The 16,919-nt window shown below is 69.0% G+C and carries 16 protein-coding genes; 6 read left to right on the top strand and 10 right to left on the bottom strand.

Translation table 11 applies throughout. From position 1 onward, the window contains the following. Positions 1-71: 71 nt before the first annotated feature. Genes rimM through rpsP form a run of 3 tightly spaced genes read right to left on the bottom strand, consistent with a single transcriptional unit; the run spans position 72 to position 1,470 of the window. The gene (rimM, locus tag B7R21_RS05655) at positions 72-845 is read right to left on the bottom strand and encodes a ribosome maturation factor RimM (protein WP_116282284.1); all 774 of its coding nucleotides are present in this window, start codon (positions 843-845) and stop codon (positions 72-74) included. After that, positions 802-1,038: an RNA-binding protein gene (locus tag B7R21_RS05650; RefSeq protein WP_116282283.1), complete on the bottom strand. Its 237-nt coding sequence runs from the start codon at positions 1,036-1,038 to the stop codon at positions 802-804. The genes rimM and B7R21_RS05650 overlap by 44 nt, the downstream gene beginning before the upstream one ends. Before the next feature lie 3 nt (positions 1,039-1,041). Then, positions 1,042-1,470 carry a 30S ribosomal protein S16 gene (gene rpsP, locus B7R21_RS05645; protein WP_116282282.1) on the bottom strand — a complete coding sequence of 143 codons (429 nt, stop codon included), beginning with the start codon at positions 1,468-1,470 and terminating at the stop codon, positions 1,042-1,044. 225 nt (positions 1,471-1,695) lie between these two features. On the opposite strand from rpsP, the gene B7R21_RS05640 reads away from it, so the two are divergent. Beyond that, the gene (locus B7R21_RS05640) at positions 1,696-2,832 is read left to right on the top strand and encodes a glutamate--cysteine ligase (RefSeq protein ID WP_116282281.1); all 1,137 of its coding nucleotides are present in this window, start codon (positions 1,696-1,698) and stop codon (positions 2,830-2,832) included. A 152-nt stretch (positions 2,833-2,984) separates the two neighbouring features. Here the strand turns inward: B7R21_RS05640 and B7R21_RS05635 are convergent, their stop codons facing one another. The 3 genes from B7R21_RS05635 to ftsY all read right to left on the bottom strand — a co-directional run bounded on the left by B7R21_RS05635 (position 2,985) and on the right by ftsY (position 6,411). Continuing rightward, positions 2,985-3,809, bottom strand: a complete 825-nt coding sequence (locus tag B7R21_RS05635; protein ID WP_116282280.1) for an LLM class F420-dependent oxidoreductase — start codon at positions 3,807-3,809, stop codon at positions 2,985-2,987. A 109-nt stretch (positions 3,810-3,918) separates the two neighbouring features. Continuing rightward, positions 3,919-5,523: a signal recognition particle protein gene (gene ffh, locus B7R21_RS05630; RefSeq protein ID WP_116282279.1), complete on the bottom strand. Its 1,605-nt coding sequence runs from the start codon at positions 5,521-5,523 to the stop codon at positions 3,919-3,921. Positions 5,524-5,535: 12 nt separating this feature from the next. Continuing rightward, positions 5,536-6,411, bottom strand: coding sequence for a signal recognition particle-docking protein FtsY (gene ftsY, locus B7R21_RS05625; protein WP_116282278.1), 876 nt, complete (start codon positions 6,409-6,411; stop codon positions 5,536-5,538). A gap of 128 nt (positions 6,412-6,539) precedes the next feature. Here ftsY and B7R21_RS05620 point away from each other — a divergent pair, with 128 nt between their 5' ends. After that, positions 6,540-6,848, top strand: a complete 309-nt coding sequence (locus B7R21_RS05620; RefSeq protein WP_116282277.1) for a hypothetical protein — start codon at positions 6,540-6,542, stop codon at positions 6,846-6,848. 3 nt (positions 6,849-6,851) lie between these two features. On the opposite strand, the gene smc is transcribed toward B7R21_RS05620, so the two are convergent. Beyond that, positions 6,852-10,466 (bottom strand): chromosome segregation protein SMC, encoded by a 3,615-nt coding sequence (gene smc / locus B7R21_RS05615; protein ID WP_116282276.1) that lies wholly within the window; start codon positions 10,464-10,466, stop codon positions 6,852-6,854. Positions 10,467-10,868: 402 nt separating this feature from the next. On the opposite strand from smc, the gene B7R21_RS05610 reads away from it, so the two are divergent. Beyond that, on the top strand, positions 10,869-12,098 hold the full coding sequence (locus tag B7R21_RS05610) for a ThiF family adenylyltransferase (protein WP_116282275.1): 1,230 nt from the start codon (positions 10,869-10,871) through the stop codon (positions 12,096-12,098). A 13-nt stretch (positions 12,099-12,111) separates the two neighbouring features. Here B7R21_RS05610 and B7R21_RS05605 read toward each other — a convergent pair whose 3' ends face one another. From B7R21_RS05605 to moaA, 3 genes are read right to left on the bottom strand one after another with little or no spacing between them, the layout of a single operon-like run. Further along, on the bottom strand, positions 12,112-12,825 hold the full coding sequence (locus B7R21_RS05605; protein WP_172592068.1) for a 3-keto-5-aminohexanoate cleavage protein: 714 nt from the start codon (positions 12,823-12,825) through the stop codon (positions 12,112-12,114). Positions 12,826-12,833: 8 nt separating this feature from the next. Next, the gene (locus tag B7R21_RS05600) at positions 12,834-13,079 is read right to left on the bottom strand and encodes a MoaD/ThiS family protein (RefSeq protein ID WP_116282273.1); all 246 of its coding nucleotides are present in this window, start codon (positions 13,077-13,079) and stop codon (positions 12,834-12,836) included. Between the two features lie 5 nt (positions 13,080-13,084). Further along, entirely contained in the window at positions 13,085-14,194 is a 1,110-nt protein-coding gene (gene moaA, locus B7R21_RS05595) for a GTP 3',8-cyclase MoaA (protein WP_116282272.1), read from the bottom strand. Positions 14,195-14,295: 101 nt separating this feature from the next. Here moaA and B7R21_RS05590 point away from each other — a divergent pair, with 101 nt between their 5' ends. Genes B7R21_RS05590 through B7R21_RS05580 form a run of 3 tightly spaced genes read left to right on the top strand, consistent with a single transcriptional unit; the run spans position 14,296 to position 16,839 of the window. Then, positions 14,296-15,783, top strand: coding sequence for a molybdopterin molybdotransferase MoeA (locus tag B7R21_RS05590; RefSeq protein WP_147305818.1), 1,488 nt, complete (start codon positions 14,296-14,298; stop codon positions 15,781-15,783). Then, a complete protein-coding gene (gene moaC, locus B7R21_RS05585; protein WP_116282270.1) occupies positions 15,776-16,360 on the top strand; it encodes a cyclic pyranopterin monophosphate synthase MoaC in 585 nt (194 codons plus the stop codon). Before B7R21_RS05590 ends, moaC begins: the two co-directional genes overlap by 8 nt. Beyond that, the gene (locus B7R21_RS05580) at positions 16,357-16,839 is read left to right on the top strand and encodes a MogA/MoaB family molybdenum cofactor biosynthesis protein (protein WP_216364123.1); all 483 of its coding nucleotides are present in this window, start codon (positions 16,357-16,359) and stop codon (positions 16,837-16,839) included. The genes moaC and B7R21_RS05580 overlap by 4 nt, the downstream gene beginning before the upstream one ends. The last annotated feature ends 80 nt before the right edge of the window (positions 16,840-16,919 follow it).

Genomic DNA, 16,919 nt, shown 5'->3' with positions numbered 1-16,919 from the left:
ACCCTAACGCGCCCGCCCGCGCGCCCTCTCCTGCGGCCACACACCTGGCTGCGATACGGGATCCCGAACGACTACTCGGGCTTGGCAGCCTCGCCTGTCGGGCCATCGGCCGCGCCGGACTCTGCAACGCCCGTGTCCGAAGCGCCCGCGACAGGGTGAGGCGCGTCAGCGTCAGCGTCAGCGGCGGCATCGGCGTCGTCGGACGAGTCCGTCGAGACGCCGGCCGGCAGCACCGCGGCAGCGAGCGCAGCTTCGTCGGCGATGGCCGACTCCGGGAGGTCTTCGAAGAGCCCGGGGGGCGGGGTCACCGTGATGGTGCCGCCCGCGACATCCACCGCCGGAACGATCGCCTTGACGAACGGCACGAGAACTTCGCCCGAGACGGTCGAGACGTGCAGGAGGTCTTGAGCGGGGAGATGGTCGATCTGCGTCATCGTGCCGATGCGCACTCCATCGCGGACGACCGCGAGACCGACGAGCTGGTGGTCGAACCACGCATCCTCTTCGTCGGTGACCTCAGTGAGGTCGTGGTCGATCCAGAGGATGGCCTTGGCGAGCGACTCGGCAGCGGTTCGATCGGGAACGCCGACGAAGAAGCCGACCGGATGCCCGTTGTACCAGCGGAGTTCCGCCAGCTCGAGGGTCTTTCCGTGCCAGGGCGAGGTGGTGGGTACCTGGAGCGTGAACACCGAGCCCGGAACGAATCGTCGTTCCGGGTCGTCGGTGAACATCTCGAGCTTGATCGCACCCTTCAGCCCGTGGGCTTTGGTGAGACGACCGACTCTCAGCTGCGTTTCGTTCTTAGAAATCTGTATCAACCACGTCAACACGAACGCGCTTGCCATCGGCAAGAGCGGCTACGAGCGTGCGCAACGCCTTGGCGGTGCGGCCCGAGCGGCCGATCACGCGACCGAGGTCGTCGGGGTTCACACGAACCTCGAGGACCTCGCCGCGCGGAGAGTTCTTTGCCACGACGTGCACATCGCCGGGATTGTCGACAATCCCCTTGACGAGGTGCTCGAGAGCCGGTGCGAGCAAGACTTACGCCTCGGTCGACGAAGCGTCGCTGTCGGCAGCAGCCGTGTCGGCCACCGGTGCGGCGGGGGCTGCAGGAGCCTCGGCCTTCGGGCGGAGCACGGGCTTCTTCTTCTCGTCGGCGACGAAGGCCTCTTTCGGAGCCTTGACCCGAACGGTCGACACCGACGTGGCGGCGTCCTTCTTGAAGATTCCCCAGTCACCGGTGAGCTTCAGCAGAGCGGCGACCTGCTCGGTCGGCTGTGCGCCGACGCCGAGCCAGTACTGCGCGCGGTCGCTCTCGATCTGGATGAACGAGGGCTCTTCGGTCGGGTGGTACTTGCCGATCTCCTCGATGACACGACCATCGCGCTTGGTGCGCGAGTCGGCGACGACAATACGGTAGTAAGGAGCGCGGATCTTGCCCATGCGCTTCAAACGGATTTTTACAGCCACAATTCTCCTGAGTATTTTTATGGGGCGAACTGCCGGCCGTGAGCGTGGGGACGCACACTCGGCCAAGAATAAGTTCTAAGGTTCTGCGCGACGCCTGATTAGAGGGTCGGGCGGGGGCAGACTCGACTGACCATTCTGTCAGAAAAATACGCCATAGAGTAATCACATTCGCATATCCGCACCGCGTGGCCGTTTCGCAGGCACAGACAGAGGCAGGGCAGGCCGTTGGAGATCACCTTCGCGCACTCAGAGCGTTCCACTCTCGGCATCGAGTGGGAGATCGCCCTGGTCGACCGGGTGAGCGGCGATCTGGTCTCTGTGGCCGGAGAGGTGCTCGATGCGCTTCGCCAGAGCGACGGCTCCGAGCATCCGCAGATCACGGGCGAACTCCTCCTCAACACCGTCGAACTCGTCACGACTGTCCACAGATCGGTTCCGGATGCCGTGGCCGACCTGCTCGGCATGTTGGATGAAGTGCGGGCCATCACCGACCCGCTCGATGTGGAGTTGATGTGTGCCGGCAGTCATCCGTTCGCCCAGTGGTTCGACCAGGAGGTGACCGACAAGGAGCGCTACCACCGCCTCGTCGACCGCACCCAGTGGTGGGGTCGCAACATGCTCATCTGGGGCATCCACGTGCACGTGGGCGTGGAGAGCCGCGACAAGGTGCTCCCCCTGGTGGACGGCCTGCTGACGTACTACCCGCACCTGCAGGCGCTGAGCGCGTCGAGCCCGTTCTGGGGCGGCGTCAACACGGGGTACGCCTCCAACCGGGCGCTGATGTTCCAGCAGCTGCCGACCGCCGGGCTTCCGTACCAGTTCACCGATTGGGCGCACTACGAGCAGTACGTGGCCGACCTGACGACCACGGGAATCATCGACGACCACACCGAGGTGCGCTGGGACATCCGCCCCTCTCCGCAGTGGGGCACCGTGGAGATGCGGGCGTGCGACGGGCTGTCGAGTCCCGAGGAGATCGGTGCTGTTGCGGCGCTCATCCAGTGCCTCGTGGAGCACATGTCACAGAGGCTCGATGCGGGCGAAGATCTCGTGACCCTCCAACCCTGGTTCGTGCGCGAGAACAAGTGGCGCGCCGCGCGCTACGGGCTCGACGCCGAGATCATCCTGAACCCCGCGGGAGACGAGCGTCTCGTGACCGACGAGATCCGAGACCTGCTGGTGACCCTGGCGCCGACGGCGGCGAGGCTCGGATGCGCTGCGGAACTCGAGCAGGTGAACCTCATCCTCGAGAAGGGCGCCAGCTACCAGCGGCAGTTGCACGTCGCAGAGCAGAACGGCGGCAGCCTGCAGGCCGTCGTGTCGTCGCTGACGCACGAGCTCCGGCATGGCCTCGGCCACTGACGCCGCTCCACCCGCTCCCCCGCTCCGCCCCCCTCCGCCCCCACCAATCGGCGGCCGCATCAGTATCGAAACACCGAAAGCTGTCGGTATGTCTGTGTGATTCCGACAGTTTTCGGTGTTTGGATGCCCCGCCACGGGCGCGGCGGGGTGGGTCAGGCGGCGTTCTTCGCGTCGCGCCAGGCGAGCAGGTCGGAGACCTGTGAGGTGTCGAGGCCCGGGCCCGAGATGCCGAGAGTGAAGAGGGTCGCGCCGAGCGCGTGCTGCGCATCGAGGGCATCGGTGTCTGCTGAGCCGATGCCCGCACGCACGCTGGCACCCGTGGAGATCTCGATGTCGCCGAAGTCGCGCCCGATCTCGTCGCAGTGCGAGCGGAGGATGCCGAGCTTCCGTTCGAGCGTCTCGGTGTCGGCGAAGCTGTGCCAGATGTCCGCGTGCTTCGCGACGATGCGCAACGTCTTCTTCTCGCCGCCCCCGCCGATCAGCACGGGGATCTTGCGCGTCGGGGGCGGGGTCAGCTTCGACCAGCGCGACTCGATCCGCGGCATGGCCTCTGCGAGCGCATCCAGTCGCTGGCCGACGGTGCCGAACTCGTAGCCGTACTCGTCGTAGTCGCGCTCGAACCAGCCCGAGCCGATGCCGAAGACCAGGCGCCCGGAGGCGCCGTTCTTCGCACTGATGTGGTCGACGGTGCGGGCCATGTCCGCGAGCAGGTCGGGATTCCGGTAGGTGTTGCAGGTCACCAGCGGCCCGAACTCGATCGTCGTGGTCTGCTCCGCCCAGGCGGCGAGCATGCTCCAGCCCTCGAAGTGGGTTCCCTCAGGATCGCCCGAGAGCGGGTAGAAGTGATCCCAGTTGAAGGCGACGTCGACCCCGAGCTCCTCGAGCGTTGTCAGGGTGTCGCGGATCTCGGTGTAGGTGGAGTGCTGCGGGGCGATCTGCACGCCGATGCGTACGGGACGGATGCTCGAGGAGGTCATGCTTCGATCCTACGACCGCCGCTCGCCGCTCAGACGAAAGCGGCCGGCTCGCGCGCGTCAGGCCCGCGCGGCCAACCCACGCGTCAGCACTGCGCGCAAGGTCCGCACGTCAGCGCCCGAGGAACTTCTGCAGCGACTCGAGTTCCTTCTCGCTCGGGCCGCCGGCCGGAGCCGATCCGCGCCCGCCGCCGCGCCCGCCGCCGAGACCGAAACCCGAACCGGCCGGAGCGCCCGCCTCGGCACCGCCCGCGCCCGGCAGCTTCTCGCCCGAGGCGATCGCCGCGTTCTGGGCCGCCCGCTTGGCCGGATTGCCCGACTTCGAGCCCTTCTTGGGCTGCACCTTCTTGCCACGGCCGCCCGCGAACCCTGCACCCGCCATCGGCCCCATGCCCGGGATCTGCGGCACACCGCCCTTGGCGACGGTCTTCATCATCTTCGAGGCCTGCTCGAAGCGCTGGACGAGCTGGTTCACGTCGGTCACGGTCATGCCCGATCCGCGGGCTATGCGCACGCGACGCGATCCGTTCAGCAGCTTCGGATTGGTGCGCTCGGCCTTGGTCATCGACTGGATGATGGCCTCGGTGCGCACGATCTCGCGCTCGTCGAAGTTGTTCAGCTGCTCCTTCATCGCGCCAGCACCTGGAAGCATGCCGATCATCTTCTTCAGCGACCCGGCACCCCGCAACTGCTGCATCTGGCCGAGGAAGTCGTCGAGCGTGAACGAGTCGGTGCGGAACTTCTCGGCGACCTTCGCCGCCTCCTCCTCGTCGAACGCGCCCTGCGCCTGTTCGATGAGGGTGAGGATGTCACCGAGGTCGAGGATGCGCGACGCCATCCGGTCGGGGTGGAACGGCTCGAAGTCGTCGAGCGACTCCCCCGTCGAGGCGAAGATGATCGGCCGGCCGGTGACCGATGCCACCGAGAGCGCCGCACCGCCGCGAGCGTCGCCGTCGAGCTTCGTGAGAACGACCCCGGTGAAGTCGACGCCATCCTGGAACGCCTTGGCGGTCGCAACCGCATCCTGACCGATCATCGCGTCGATGACGAACAGAACCTCGTCGGGCTGCACCGCCTTACGGATGTCGGCGGCCTGCTTCATCATGTCGGCATCGACACCGAGGCGGCCCGCCGTGTCGACGATGACCACGTCGTACTGCTTGTCGATGGCCCACTTGATGGAGTCCTTGGCGACCTTGACCGGGTTGCCGACACCGTTGCCGGGCTCGGGCGCGTAGACCGCGACGCCCGCCTGGCCTGCGACGACCTGCAACTGCTGCACCGCATTCGGGCGCTGGAGGTCGGCGGCCACCAGAAGCGGTGTGTGCTGCTGCTTCGCGAGCCACTTCGCGAGCTTGCCGGCGAGGGTCGTCTTACCGGCACCCTGCAGGCCCGCGAGCATGATGATGGTCGGCGGTTTCTTGGCGAACTGGATCTTGCGGGCCTCGCCACCTAGGATGGCGATGAGCTCCTCGTTGACGATCTGCACCACCTGCTGGGCCGGGTTCAGCGCCTTGTTGACCTCGTCGCCGAGGGCGCGCTCCCGGACCTTGCCCGTGAAGTCCTTGACGACTTCGAGCGCGACGTCGGCGTCGAGCAGGGCCCGACGGATCTCCCGCACCGTGGTGTCGACGTCGGCAGGGCTGAGCTTGCCCTTGGTGCGGAGGTTTCTGAACGTCTCCGCCAAGCGGTCAGACAGGTTTCCAAAAGTTGCCATGGTGTGAAGAGTTTAACCGATCAGGTTCTGCACGAACACGTGCGGGGTGAAACCGGTGAGGTCGTTGATGCCTTCACCCTGGCCGATCAGTTTGATCGGGATGCCCGTGCGCTCCTGCACGGCGAGAACGAAACCGGCCTTCGCCGAACCGTCGAGTTTGGTCAGCACCAGCCCGGTGACACCGGCGTGCTCGATGAAAGCCTCGGCCTGCAGGAGCCCGTTCTGGCCTGTGGTCGCATCGAGAACGAGCAGCACCTCGGAGACCGGTGCCTGCTTCTCGATGACACGCCTGATCTTGGTGAGCTCATCCATCAGCCCGCCCTTGGTCTGCAGGCGGCCAGCGGTGTCGATGATGGCGATCTCGATGTTGTTGCGTTTCGCGTAATCGACGGTCTGGAATGCGACGGACGCCGGATCCTGCCCTTCCTGCTGCGGGCGCACGATGTGGGCCCCGGCCCGTTCAGCCCAGGTGGCGACCTGCTCTACCGCAGCCGCGCGGAAGGTGTCCGCCGCACCGACGACGACCGTGCGGTTGTAGTTGGCGAGGAATTTAGCGAACTTGCCGATCGTGGTCGTCTTGCCGACCCCGTTGACGCCCACGACCAGAACGATCGCGGGGCGCTCCGTGAGCTTCAGCGTGGAGTCGAGCTTCGAGAAGCGCTCCTCGAGCGTCTCCCTCAGCATCCGCTGCAGGTCCTTCGGATCCGTGGTGTTGTACCTGGCGACCTTCGAGCGCAGGTCGCCGACGATCTCGTCGGTGACGTCGATCCCGAAGTCGCCCGTGATCAGCGCTGTCTCGAGGTCGTCCCAGGTGTCCTGGTCGATGGTGCGCTTCGCGAACATGCCGCGGAGGGCACCGGAGAGGGACCACGGGGTTCGTTCAGCCATGACTCCAGACTATTCCGTCCGCTTCCGGATGACCGACCCGGCCGGCGCCCCTGAGTGTGGGCTGAACGGGTGATTGACTCCTGCGGAGGATCGGAGTTGTGTTGGGAGAGCAAGGAAGGGGGCATCCGATGCCCGCAACATCCACTGCACTCCAGGTATTTCCGATCCTGTTCTCCGCCGCCTGCGTCGTCGTCGCCGTAGGATTTGTGATCACCGTCGCCCTGATCATCCGGAACGCGCGTCGCGTGCGAGACACTGGGCACAATCCGTTCACCCTCCAGGCCGACCTGGCAACCCGCGCGATGGACAGCGCTCTGCTGAAACCGGCGAAGAGCACAGAAGAGCGTCTCGGCGAGCTCGACGACCTGCAGCACCGACACGTCATCTCCCCTGAAGAGTACGTTCGGGCTCGCGAACGGGTGCTGAGCGGGGAGTGAGACCTACGGGTTGGACACCCGCTGGCCGATCACCGCCGACACGCCGTCCTGTCGCATCGACACCCCGTACAGCGCGTCGGCGATCTCCATCGTGCGCTTCTGGTGGGTGATGACGATCAGCTGCGATGTCTGCCGGAGGTCCTGGAAGATGGTCAGCAGGCGCCCCAGGTTCGCGTCGTCGAGGGCCGCCTCGACCTCGTCCATGATGTAGAACGGGCTCGGCCGGGCCTTGAAGATCGCGATCAGCAGGGCGACCGCGGCGAGCGACCGCTCCCCACCCGAGAGCAGAGACAGCCTTTCGATCTTCTTGCCGGCCGGCTTCACCGACACCTCGACGCCGGTCGTCAGCAGGTCGCCGGGGTCGGTGAGGGAGATGGATCCGGTCCCTCCCGGGAACAGCACCGGGAACACCTCCGCGAAGGCGGCCTGCGTGTCGAGAAAAGCGCTCTCGAAGATGAACTTCATCTTCTCGTCGATCTCGTCGATGATCGTCAGCAGGTCTTTCCGGGTGTTCGTGAGGTCGGTGAGCTGTTCGGTGAGGAACCGGTGCCGCTGCTCGAGCGCCTCGAACTCCTCGAGGGCCAGGGGATTCACGCGTCCCAGCTCCGCGAGCATCCGTTCGGCCTTCGCCAGTCGGCGCTTCTGGTCGTCGCGGTCGAATGGCATGCCCTGCTCCTCGTTGTCGACGGGAATCAGCTGGTCGGGCCCGTACTCGGCGACCAGGTCGTCTTCGACCAGCCCGAGCTCCGATCCGACCCGTTCGAGCACACTCGAGAGGTGCAGCTTCTTCTCGTAGATCTGCAGCTCCAGGCCGTGCACGTTCTCGGTGATGCCCTGCAGCCTGTCGCGGAGGGCCACCTCCTCGCGGCGGAGTTCCCCGAGCTCGGCGTTCTGTTCGCTCCGTTCGGCTTCGCGCTGGGAGAGTTCGAGGCGCGCCCGAGCGACCGAGCGGTCGACGGAGTCGAGCACGCCGGGAAGGCTCCCCGCGACGGCGCTCGCTCGATCGACCTGCCGCCGGCGGAGCACCTCCCGGCGGGCCGCCTCATCCGCGGCCGCCCGCTCGGCGACGAGCTGGCGTTCGAGATCCACCACGCGGGCCTGCTCGGCTCGCACGCGTTCACGAACGGTCTCGAGCTGCAGTCGGGCATCCAGTTCGCCGTCGCGTGCTCGTTCGAGCGTGCCGAGCAGATCGTCACGGGAACTGACGTCGAGGATGGGCCGGGGCCGGGAACGGGCGGTTTCGAGCTCGGCGCGGGCCTTCTCCGCGGCCCCGAGAGCAGTGGCGACGGTCTCACCGGCGAGCGCCCGGCTCCGTTCGAGACGCTCGTACTCCCCCTGGCTCGCGTCGACCTGTGCCCTCAGCCGGGAGAGGCGCTCCGTCTGGGCGGCGAGACGGGAATCGAACTCCCGGAGCGCGGCGAGCGCAGTCGTGGACTGCTGCTTGGCGTTCTGCAGGATGCCGCGCTGCTCGGCAAGGGCGAACTTCGCCCTGTCGATCTCGGCGGTGACGACGTCGAGTCGCAGCGCGGCGGAGTCACGCTCGGCAACGAGTTCGAGGCGGGACCTCTTGGCGCCCGAGCCGCCCCGCAGCACATAAGCGGTGAGAACGTCGCCCGCGCGGGTGATGACGGTGGGGCCGAAGCTCACAGCGCCCCGGGCTTCGTCTGAAGGCGCTGACCCCGCGCCCGGCAGCAGGCTCCGGATGCCCGGCCAGGCCGCCCGCGCTGTGTCGAGGTCATCGGCGATGAGGGTCGCCGCGAGCAGCGCGTGCACCCCGGCCGGCGCGGTGATGACGTCGACGGCCGCCCGCAACCCGTCGCCCTCGAACTGCGGCGCGATCCGTGCGCTGCGCGAAGCGACCGTGTCGCCGTGACCGCTGCCGGCGCCGCCGCCGCCGGCACCGCTCGCGCTCCCGCCGCCCGCCACGATCACCTCGACCCGGCCCATGTCTCCGCCGCGGGCCCGTGCCAGAGCCTCGAACGCGTCATCCGTCGTCTCTGCCAGCACTCCGTCGGCGAGCGACCCGAGCGCGGCCGCGATGGCCACCTCGAAGCCCGGCTCGACCTGCACGTGGTCGGCGACCAGACCGCGCACCCCGGGCACACCGGACGCGGCGAGTTCGCTCGAACCGTCCTTCTGGCCGAGCGCCATCGACAGCGCGCTGGTCTTGCCCGCGAGCGCGTCGCGTTCACGCTCGTGCGTGTGCAGGGCCTCCCGCAGCTGCTCGATCTCGGCCTCGGCCTCGAACACCGCGGCCTGCGCGAACTCGTAGCCCTCGTCGAGGTCGGTCTCGCCCGCGTCGGCGGTGGCGGCCTGCGCTTCGAGGGCGACGAATTCGATCTGCAGACGCTCGCGGCGCTCGGCGGCGGCGTCCAGCGCGTTGGCCTGGCGGAGATCCTCGCCCCGGACCGCTGCGAGCCGCGAGTTGGCGGACTCGAGCTGCCCGCTGAGCTTCGAGATCTCCAGGTCGTGGCGGGAGACGAGAGCACTCTGCGCCGCGATCTGCTCGTCGGCGTTATCGAGGGAACGCCTGGCTGCGGCGGTCACCTGCTGGGAAGCCATCCACGCCTGCTCGGCGGCGACCACACCGCCCGCGAGCCGCGCCGCCTCCGCGCGCGAATCCGCGACCATCGTCGGCGTCACCCCGGGGCCGGAGTCGAGCCCATCGTTCGGCGCGCTGCCGAGTAGGGCAAGGCGCTGGTTTGCGAGTGTGTAGAGGCCGCGGAGCCGCTCCTGCACCGACTCGAGCCCGAAGGCGGTTCGGCGGGCGAGGTCGACGGCGTCGCCGTCCTGCGCCTCGAGGATGCGGTTGATGCGCAACTGGTTCTGCTCGAGCCGCTCCTGCAGCACGATGCGTTCGGTGCGGCGTTCGTTCTCGCTCCGGGAGTGGTCGTCGAGCGCCGTGCGGAGGGCCACCACCTCGTCGGCGAGCAGCCGTGCCCGGGCATCCCGAACCACCGAGGCGATCGTCTGGGCCTCCTTCGCGACCTCGGCCTGCCGACCGAGAGGTTTCAGCTGGCGCCGGAGCTCACCCGCCAGGTCGCTCAGCCGGGTGAGGTTCGCCTGCATCGCCTCGAGCTTCCGCTCGGTCTTCTCCTTGCGGCGACGGTGCTTCAGGATGCCCGCAGCCTCCTCGATGAACCCGCGACGACCCTCGGGGGTGGCGTGCAGCACCGCGTCGAGCTGGCCCTGGCCGACGATGACGTGCATCTCCCGCCCGAGACCAGAGTCGCTGAGGAGCTCCTGCACGTCGAGCAGCCGGCACTGGTCGCCGTTGATCGCGTACTCGCTGCCCCCGTTCCGGAACAGGGTTCGACTGATCGTCACTTCCGAATAGTCGATCGGCAGTGCCCCGTCGGCATTGTCGATCGTCAGGATGACCTCGGCCCGGCCGAGAGGCCCGCGCGTCGAGGTGCCGGCGAAGATGACATCCTCCATCTTTCCGCCGCGGAGAGTCTTCACGCCCTGCTCCCCCATCACCCAGGCGAGGGCATCGACGACGTTGCTCTTGCCGGAGCCGTTCGGCCCCACCACGCAGGTCACGCCGGTCTCGAAGGCGAAAGTCGTCGGCTGCGCGAACGACTTGAACCCTTTGAGGGTGAGGCTCTTCAGGTGCATGGCTCGCCCCTCTCTGGTCTCCGTGGGCTGCGCTTTCGCGTGTTGGTCTACGCTACCGAACCGGATGCCCGTGGCCGGCGTGCCGCGCTGCAGCGCCCCTGCCCCCTGCGCCCTGCCCGCTGCACCGCCGCACGCCCCGCGCGCCCCGCCGACGGCCGCCCCTCGCCTCAGCGCGCACGTTTGTCGCTTCCGCGCCTGCGCGCCGGGGCGCGGAGGCGACAAACGGGCGCGGAGGCGACAGGGGGGCGCGGATGCCATGGGCGAGGGAGCGCAAGGGGGGCGGGAGACGGGGGCCGGGGCGGGGGCGGGGTAGCGCGGGGGTGGCGGGCGGACGGACGACGCGGGCGGGCGGAGACGGGGGCGGGGCAGCGCGGGGTGGCGGGGCGCGCGTAAGCTCGGGGGATGGCACGCATTCCCCTGGTCGAGCCGGGCGACGACCTCGACGAGAGCGAGCTCAGACGGTACTCCCGGCAGCTCCGGATGCCGCAGATCGGCGTCGAGGGCCAGCAGCGCCTCAAGGCGGCCCGGGTGCTCGTGCTCGGTGCAGGGGGCCTCGGATCCCCCGTGCTGCTCTACCTCGCGGCAGCGGGAGTCGGCACCCTCGGCATCGTCGACGACGACACGGTCGACGAGTCGAACCTGCAGCGGCAGATCATCCACTCGTCCGAGGTGCTCGGCCTGTCGAAGGCGCGGTCTGCGCGCGAGTCGATCGCCCGGCTGAACCCGCTGGTGGGGGTCGATCTGCACGAACTGCGGCTCGATCACGGAAATGCCGCCCGGATCTTCGGCCAGTACGACCTCGTCGTCGACGGAACCGACAACTTCGCCACCCGCTACCTGGCGAACGACACAGCGGCCGCCCTCGGCATGCCCTACGTCTGGGGCTCCGTTCTGCGTTTCGACGGCCAGGTCTCGACGTTCTGGCACCGGCCGGCGGCGAATGGATCGGGTGAAGCGGGCGAAGGTCTCACCCTCCGTGACCTGTTCCCGCAACAGACCGAGGACGACGAAGCCGAGTCGTGCTCAGTCGCCGGCGTGCTCGGGCCGCTCTGCGGAACGGTCGGATCGGCGATGGCGACCGAGGCCATGAAGCTCATCGTCGGCTTCGGCGAACCGCTGCTCGGCCGCATCCTCGTGATCGACGCGCTGGAGGGCAGTTACACGGAGGTGCCCTTCGCCGCGCCGAACGCCGCCGCCGCCGCGGATGCAGCCGCCGCGGCTGCCGGCCCCGCCGCCGCTGCCGGCCCCGCCGCTGCCGGCCCCGCCGCCCCCGGCCCCGCCGCCCCGGCACGCGCACCCGCCTCTCTCAGTGTCACGGAGCTCGACCGGCGGCTCCGGGCACGGGCATCCGGAGTCGACGACTTCGTGCTGCTCGACGTGAGGGAGCCGTGGGAGCGCGAGTTCGCCGCGATCGACGGATCGGTGCTCGTGCCCCTGCAGTCTCTGCTCTCGGCCGCCGCCGAAGAGGTTCTGCCGAAGCACGCCGAGATCCTCGTGCACTGCCACCACGACACCCGGTCGCAGTATGCACGGGAGGTGATGCTCCAGTCGGGCTGGCAGCACGTGACGTTCGTCGAGGGCGGAATCGAAGCATGGTCGGTCGAGGTCGACCCGGAGGTCGCCCGCTACTGAGCGACGGGCCTCGTCAGGGCTCCCCGACGATCGCGACCGCCGCGCGCACCAGTTCTGCGTTCGACTCCGCCACGCGACCGTCAGGCAGGTGGAAGGTGTCCTCGAACCCGATGCGCGTGTCGACGCCGCGCCGGGCCGCGTCTTCGAGCAGCACCCAGGTCGCCTCGCCGTCGCCGTGCTGGAGCCTCGGAACCTCCACTCGCCCGCGGTCGAGCACCCCGTGGATCTCCGCCACGATCTCGAGCGCCACAGTCAGGTCGAGCTCCACCGGCTCGATGAGCACTCGCAAAAGGCTCGGCGACAGGTCGTTCGCCACCAGGAACTCGGCGTCGCCCACCGTCCAGACACCCGCCTCCACGGCGATCCCGCGTTCGGTGAGTCGACGGATGAGCGCAACGGCACCCTCCTCGGCGAGGTTCACCGACGCGAAGTCGGGTTGCGTCCACTGTGAGACGAACTCGAACCGGCGGAGGACGTCCCCCGCGATCCACGCGCCGGACCCGACCCCCACCGGATGCGGCTGCGCGGCCTTCACGGCGCGCACCACCTGGTCGAGAACGGTGTGCTCGAGCGTCTCGGCTCCGGAAGCGGACCTCGGATGCACGTGGAAACCCCGCGCACCGGCGGCGGCACACGCCCGCGCATCCGCCGCCAGCTCCGCACTCGTGACGGGAACAGCGGGGTGGTCGTCCTTCGAGAACGGCCCGTTCAGGCTTGCCTGGATCACGCGCTGAATCAGCCTCCCGCAAACGGCGGGAGGACGTCGAGCCTGTCGCCGTCGACCAGAACCCGGGTGGGTGCCGGAGCCGACACCGTGACACCGTTGACGAGGAAACTGCTGCGGCCGATCACCGGATGCCCGCCGAGCCCCGCCGCGACCAGCAGGCCGTCGATCGTGCTCCCGCCCGGCAGATCGTGCACGTCTTCCGCCACGCCGGCCGCGGCTTTTGCTGCGGCGAAGTATCGCACTCGAACCTGCACCCGTCTCAGCCGCCGATCGCGCTCATCGGCCGGTCGGGCTGCTGGAACCCGATGAGGTTCATCTCGTGCCCAGCGGGCTTCGCCCACATCGCCTGGCGCCAGAGGTCCGCGATCTCGTCGTCACCGGCACCCGCACGCATCGGCCCGAGCAGGTCGGTCTCGGTGTGCGAGAAGAGGCAGCTGCGCACTCCGCCCTCTGCGGTGAGCCGGGTGCGGCGGCAGTCGTCGCAGAACGCTTCGGTGACCGAGGCGATGATGCCCACGGTTCCGAGTTCCGGGTCGTCGACGGAGGCGCCGCGGCGCTTCACCCGGTAGAGCTCGGCGGGTGCGCCGTCGCGGGGAGCGGCATCCGGGGTCAGCTCGAAGCGTTCCGAGAGCCGCTCTCGGATCTGCTCGGCCGTGATCATCGCAGCGCGGTCCCAGACATGGTCTGCGTCGAGCGCCATCTGTTCGATGAACCGCAGCTGGTGTCCTCCGGCGAGCGCCCACTCGAGCAGGTCGGGGCCGTGGGTGTCGTTGATGCCCGGCAGCAGCACCGCGTTGATCTTCGTGTGCCGGATGCCCGCCAGGCCGAGCGCGTCGATGCCCTTCAGCACCCGTTCGAGGAACGGGCGGCGGGTGATGATGGCGAAGGTCTCCGGGCAGATGGTGTCAAGCGACACGTTCACCCGGTCGAGACCCGCTTCGGCCAGAGCTGTGGCGCGACCGGAGAGCCCGATGGCGTTGGTGGTGAGCGAGATCTCGGGGCGGGCATCCAGAGCAGCCACATCGCGGATGATCTCGACCAGGTCTTTGCGAAGCAGCGGCTCGCCCCCCGTGAAACGCACCTGGCGGACGCCGAGCGCCTCGGTGGCGAGGCGGGCGAGCCGCACGATCTCGTCGCGCTGCATGAGCGTCGAGGGAGGCTGGAAGGGCAGGCCCTCAGCCGGCATGCAGTAGGTGCAGCGGAGGTTGCAGCGGTCGGTGAGCGAGATGCGGAGATCTGTGGCCGTGCGCCCGAACGTGTCGAGGAGGCCGGGTACCGCGGGCCGCGAGGAGGCTCCGGATGACGCGGACCCGCCCGGCACGGCACGGTGTGCTGCTCGCACCTCGGGTACACCCAGCATGACGGTCATAGTCGTCCCAGTGTAGAAGGGCATCCGGGTGCCGGAGTCCCCCGCACCACAGATTGGGCGCCCGCTCCCGGAGTGTCGGAGGAGTGCGGCAGGATGGAACCGTGAAACGCCGACCCCTCGAAGAACACCGTGCTGCCGTCGAGCTGCTGCTCGCCCCGCTCGCGGAGAACCGCGCCAGCGAGGCGCTCGTGGTGTCGCCGTCCCGCATGGCGGCACGCCCCGGGGACTACCGCGGCCGGGTGCTGGCGGTCGATGTCGTGTCGCCGACAGACCTGCCCTCCTTCGACAACTCGCAGATGGACGGCTACGCCGTGTCGTGGTTCGACCTCGTGACGGCCTCGCCCGAGCATCCGGTGTCGGTGCGGGTCGCCCGCCAGATCGCGGCGGGCGACGGCGGGTTGCCGCTCGTCTCCGGTACGGCCGCGCCCATCATGACGGGCGCTCCCGTGCCCCTCGGCGCTGATGCGATCGTTCCGATCGAGTCGGCCCTGCCGCCGGTCTTCCCCGACGCGGAGGCGCTGCGGCTGGCATTCGAACCCGATCTGATCCTGGGAGCCGAGCTGAGCGGCGTCGAAGCACCGGCGGCAGGTTCTCCCGAGACGGGCGGAGCCAGTGCAGTCACCGGATCCTCCGCGCGCCCCGACGCGGCCGGCGCGGGCGATGCGGCCGAGGCGGCTGGCGGGTCGCGTCCGCCTGCTGCTCCCGACACGTTCGCAGGCCCGAGTGTCTCCTTCACCTCGCCGGTCACGCCCGGAGCCTTCATCAGGCGCACCGGCAGCGATGTCGCGGCCGGTGACGTGCTCCTTTCCGCCGGCAGCACCCTCGGCCCCGCCCAGTTCGGTGTGATCGCCGGCACCGGCCTCACCGAGGTGGCCGTCGTGAAACGACTGCGCGTTCTGCTCGTCTCGACGGGGCACGAGATCAGGGAGGCCGGCTCCACTCTCGGCGTCGGCCAGATCTACGACTCCAACAGTGTGGCCCTCAGCATCGCCCTCATCGACGCCGGCTGCGAGGTGACGGCTGTCGCCTGCCGCTCGGATGACGCTCCTGTGCTGCTCGGCATCCTGAACCAGCACGGTCCGACGGCCGATCTCATCATCACCGTCGGAGGGGTCAGCGCGGGTGCGCGCGAGGTCGTGCGCGACGCGCTCGCTCCCCTCGGCGTGCAGTTCGGTTCGGTCGCGATGCAGCCGGGCGGCCCGCAGGGTCTCGGTCTCGCCGTCATCCCCTCCTCGGCCCCCAGTACGCCGCTGTCGCGCCCGACGCTCTGCCTTCCCGGCAATCCCGTGAGCGCCCTGGTCTCGTTCGAGATGTTCGTGCGCCCGATCCTCCGGCGCACGGCCCAGCTCGAACCGGCGGAACGCATCCGCGAAGTCGCGATGCTCGCCGAGGCCGTCGACTCGCCCGCGGCGACCTACCAGGTCAGGCGCGGTTTCGTCGCCGACGACGGCACAGTCGCCCTCGTCGGCGGCCCGAGCTCCCACCTGCTGCACTCGTACGCCACGTCGAATGCCCTCGTGCACCTTCCGGCTGACGTGGAGCATCTCGACGCCGGCGACCCGGTGATGATCTGGAGGATCGATGACTGACGGCGCCCGCACGACCGGCGATGCCCCGGCACAGGGTGCTGCCCGCACGACCGGCGCTGGCACTAAAGCCGACGCAGGCGGAGCAGCTCTCACCCACGTACGCCCCGACGGTGCCGTGCTGATGGTCGACGTCACCGACAAGGCCGTCACGAAGCGCATCGCGCACGCCGAGGCGACCCTCATCACCCGGCCCGATGTCATCGCGCTGCTGGTGGCAGGAGAGCTCCCGAAGGGCGAGGCGCTCGCCACAGCACGGATCGCCGGCATCATGGGGGCGAAGCAGACCTCGGCGCTGATCCCGCTCTGCCATCCCCTGCCCCTGTCGGGTGCGACGGTCGACTTCACGCCGCAGAGCGACAGGGTGATCATCCACACCTCGGTGAAGACGACAGGGGTGACCGGTGTCGAGATGGAGGCGCTGACCGCGGCCAGCGTCGCAGCCCTCACCCTCTACGACATGATCAAGGCGGTCGACAAGCTCGCCACGATCACCGACATCCGGGTGGTCTCGAAGAGCGGCGGCAAGAGCGGGGACTGGGTGCGGCCCGGTTCCCAGCCAGGCGGGGATGCCTCGTGAGCGCCGTCAGCATCCTGATCGTGTCTACGCGCGCCGCCGCGGGCACCTACGAAGACGTGACCGGTCCGCTGATCGAACGGTGGGCGACGAACCGGGGATGGTCGGTGCTCGAGTGCCTTGTCGAACCCGACGGCCCCGGGGTCGGCCCGGCGATTGCGTCCCTGTTACAGGCGCGGCCCGATCTGGTCGTGACGAGCGGGGGAACGGGCATCCACCCCCACGACCGCACGCCCGACCAGACCCGCGAGCTGCTGGACTACGAGATACCGGGCTTCTCTGAGGAACTGCGGCGGCGCGGAGGCCTGAAGGTCGCGAGCGCCCTGCTCTCCCGCGGGGTGGCCGGCGTTGCGGGATCCACGATCGTCGTGAACCTGCCCGGTTCGAGCGGCGGGGTGAAAGACGGCCTGGGCCTGCTCGACGACGTTCTCGACCACATGGTCGACCAACTTCACGGAGGCGATCATCGACGCACCGACTGAACCCACGGGGACCGGCGGCCGCGCGCCAGACGGCGCCGAGCTGCCCGGCAGCAGCAAGACCGGCGGTTTCGACCTCGACG

This window comes from Subtercola boreus (genome assembly GCF_003399625.1).
Lineage (GTDB): Bacteria > Actinomycetota > Actinomycetes > Actinomycetales > Microbacteriaceae > Subtercola > Subtercola boreus_C.
Note: the sequence above shows the minus strand (reverse complement) of the source record. Positions and strands in the feature narration are given on the sequence as shown.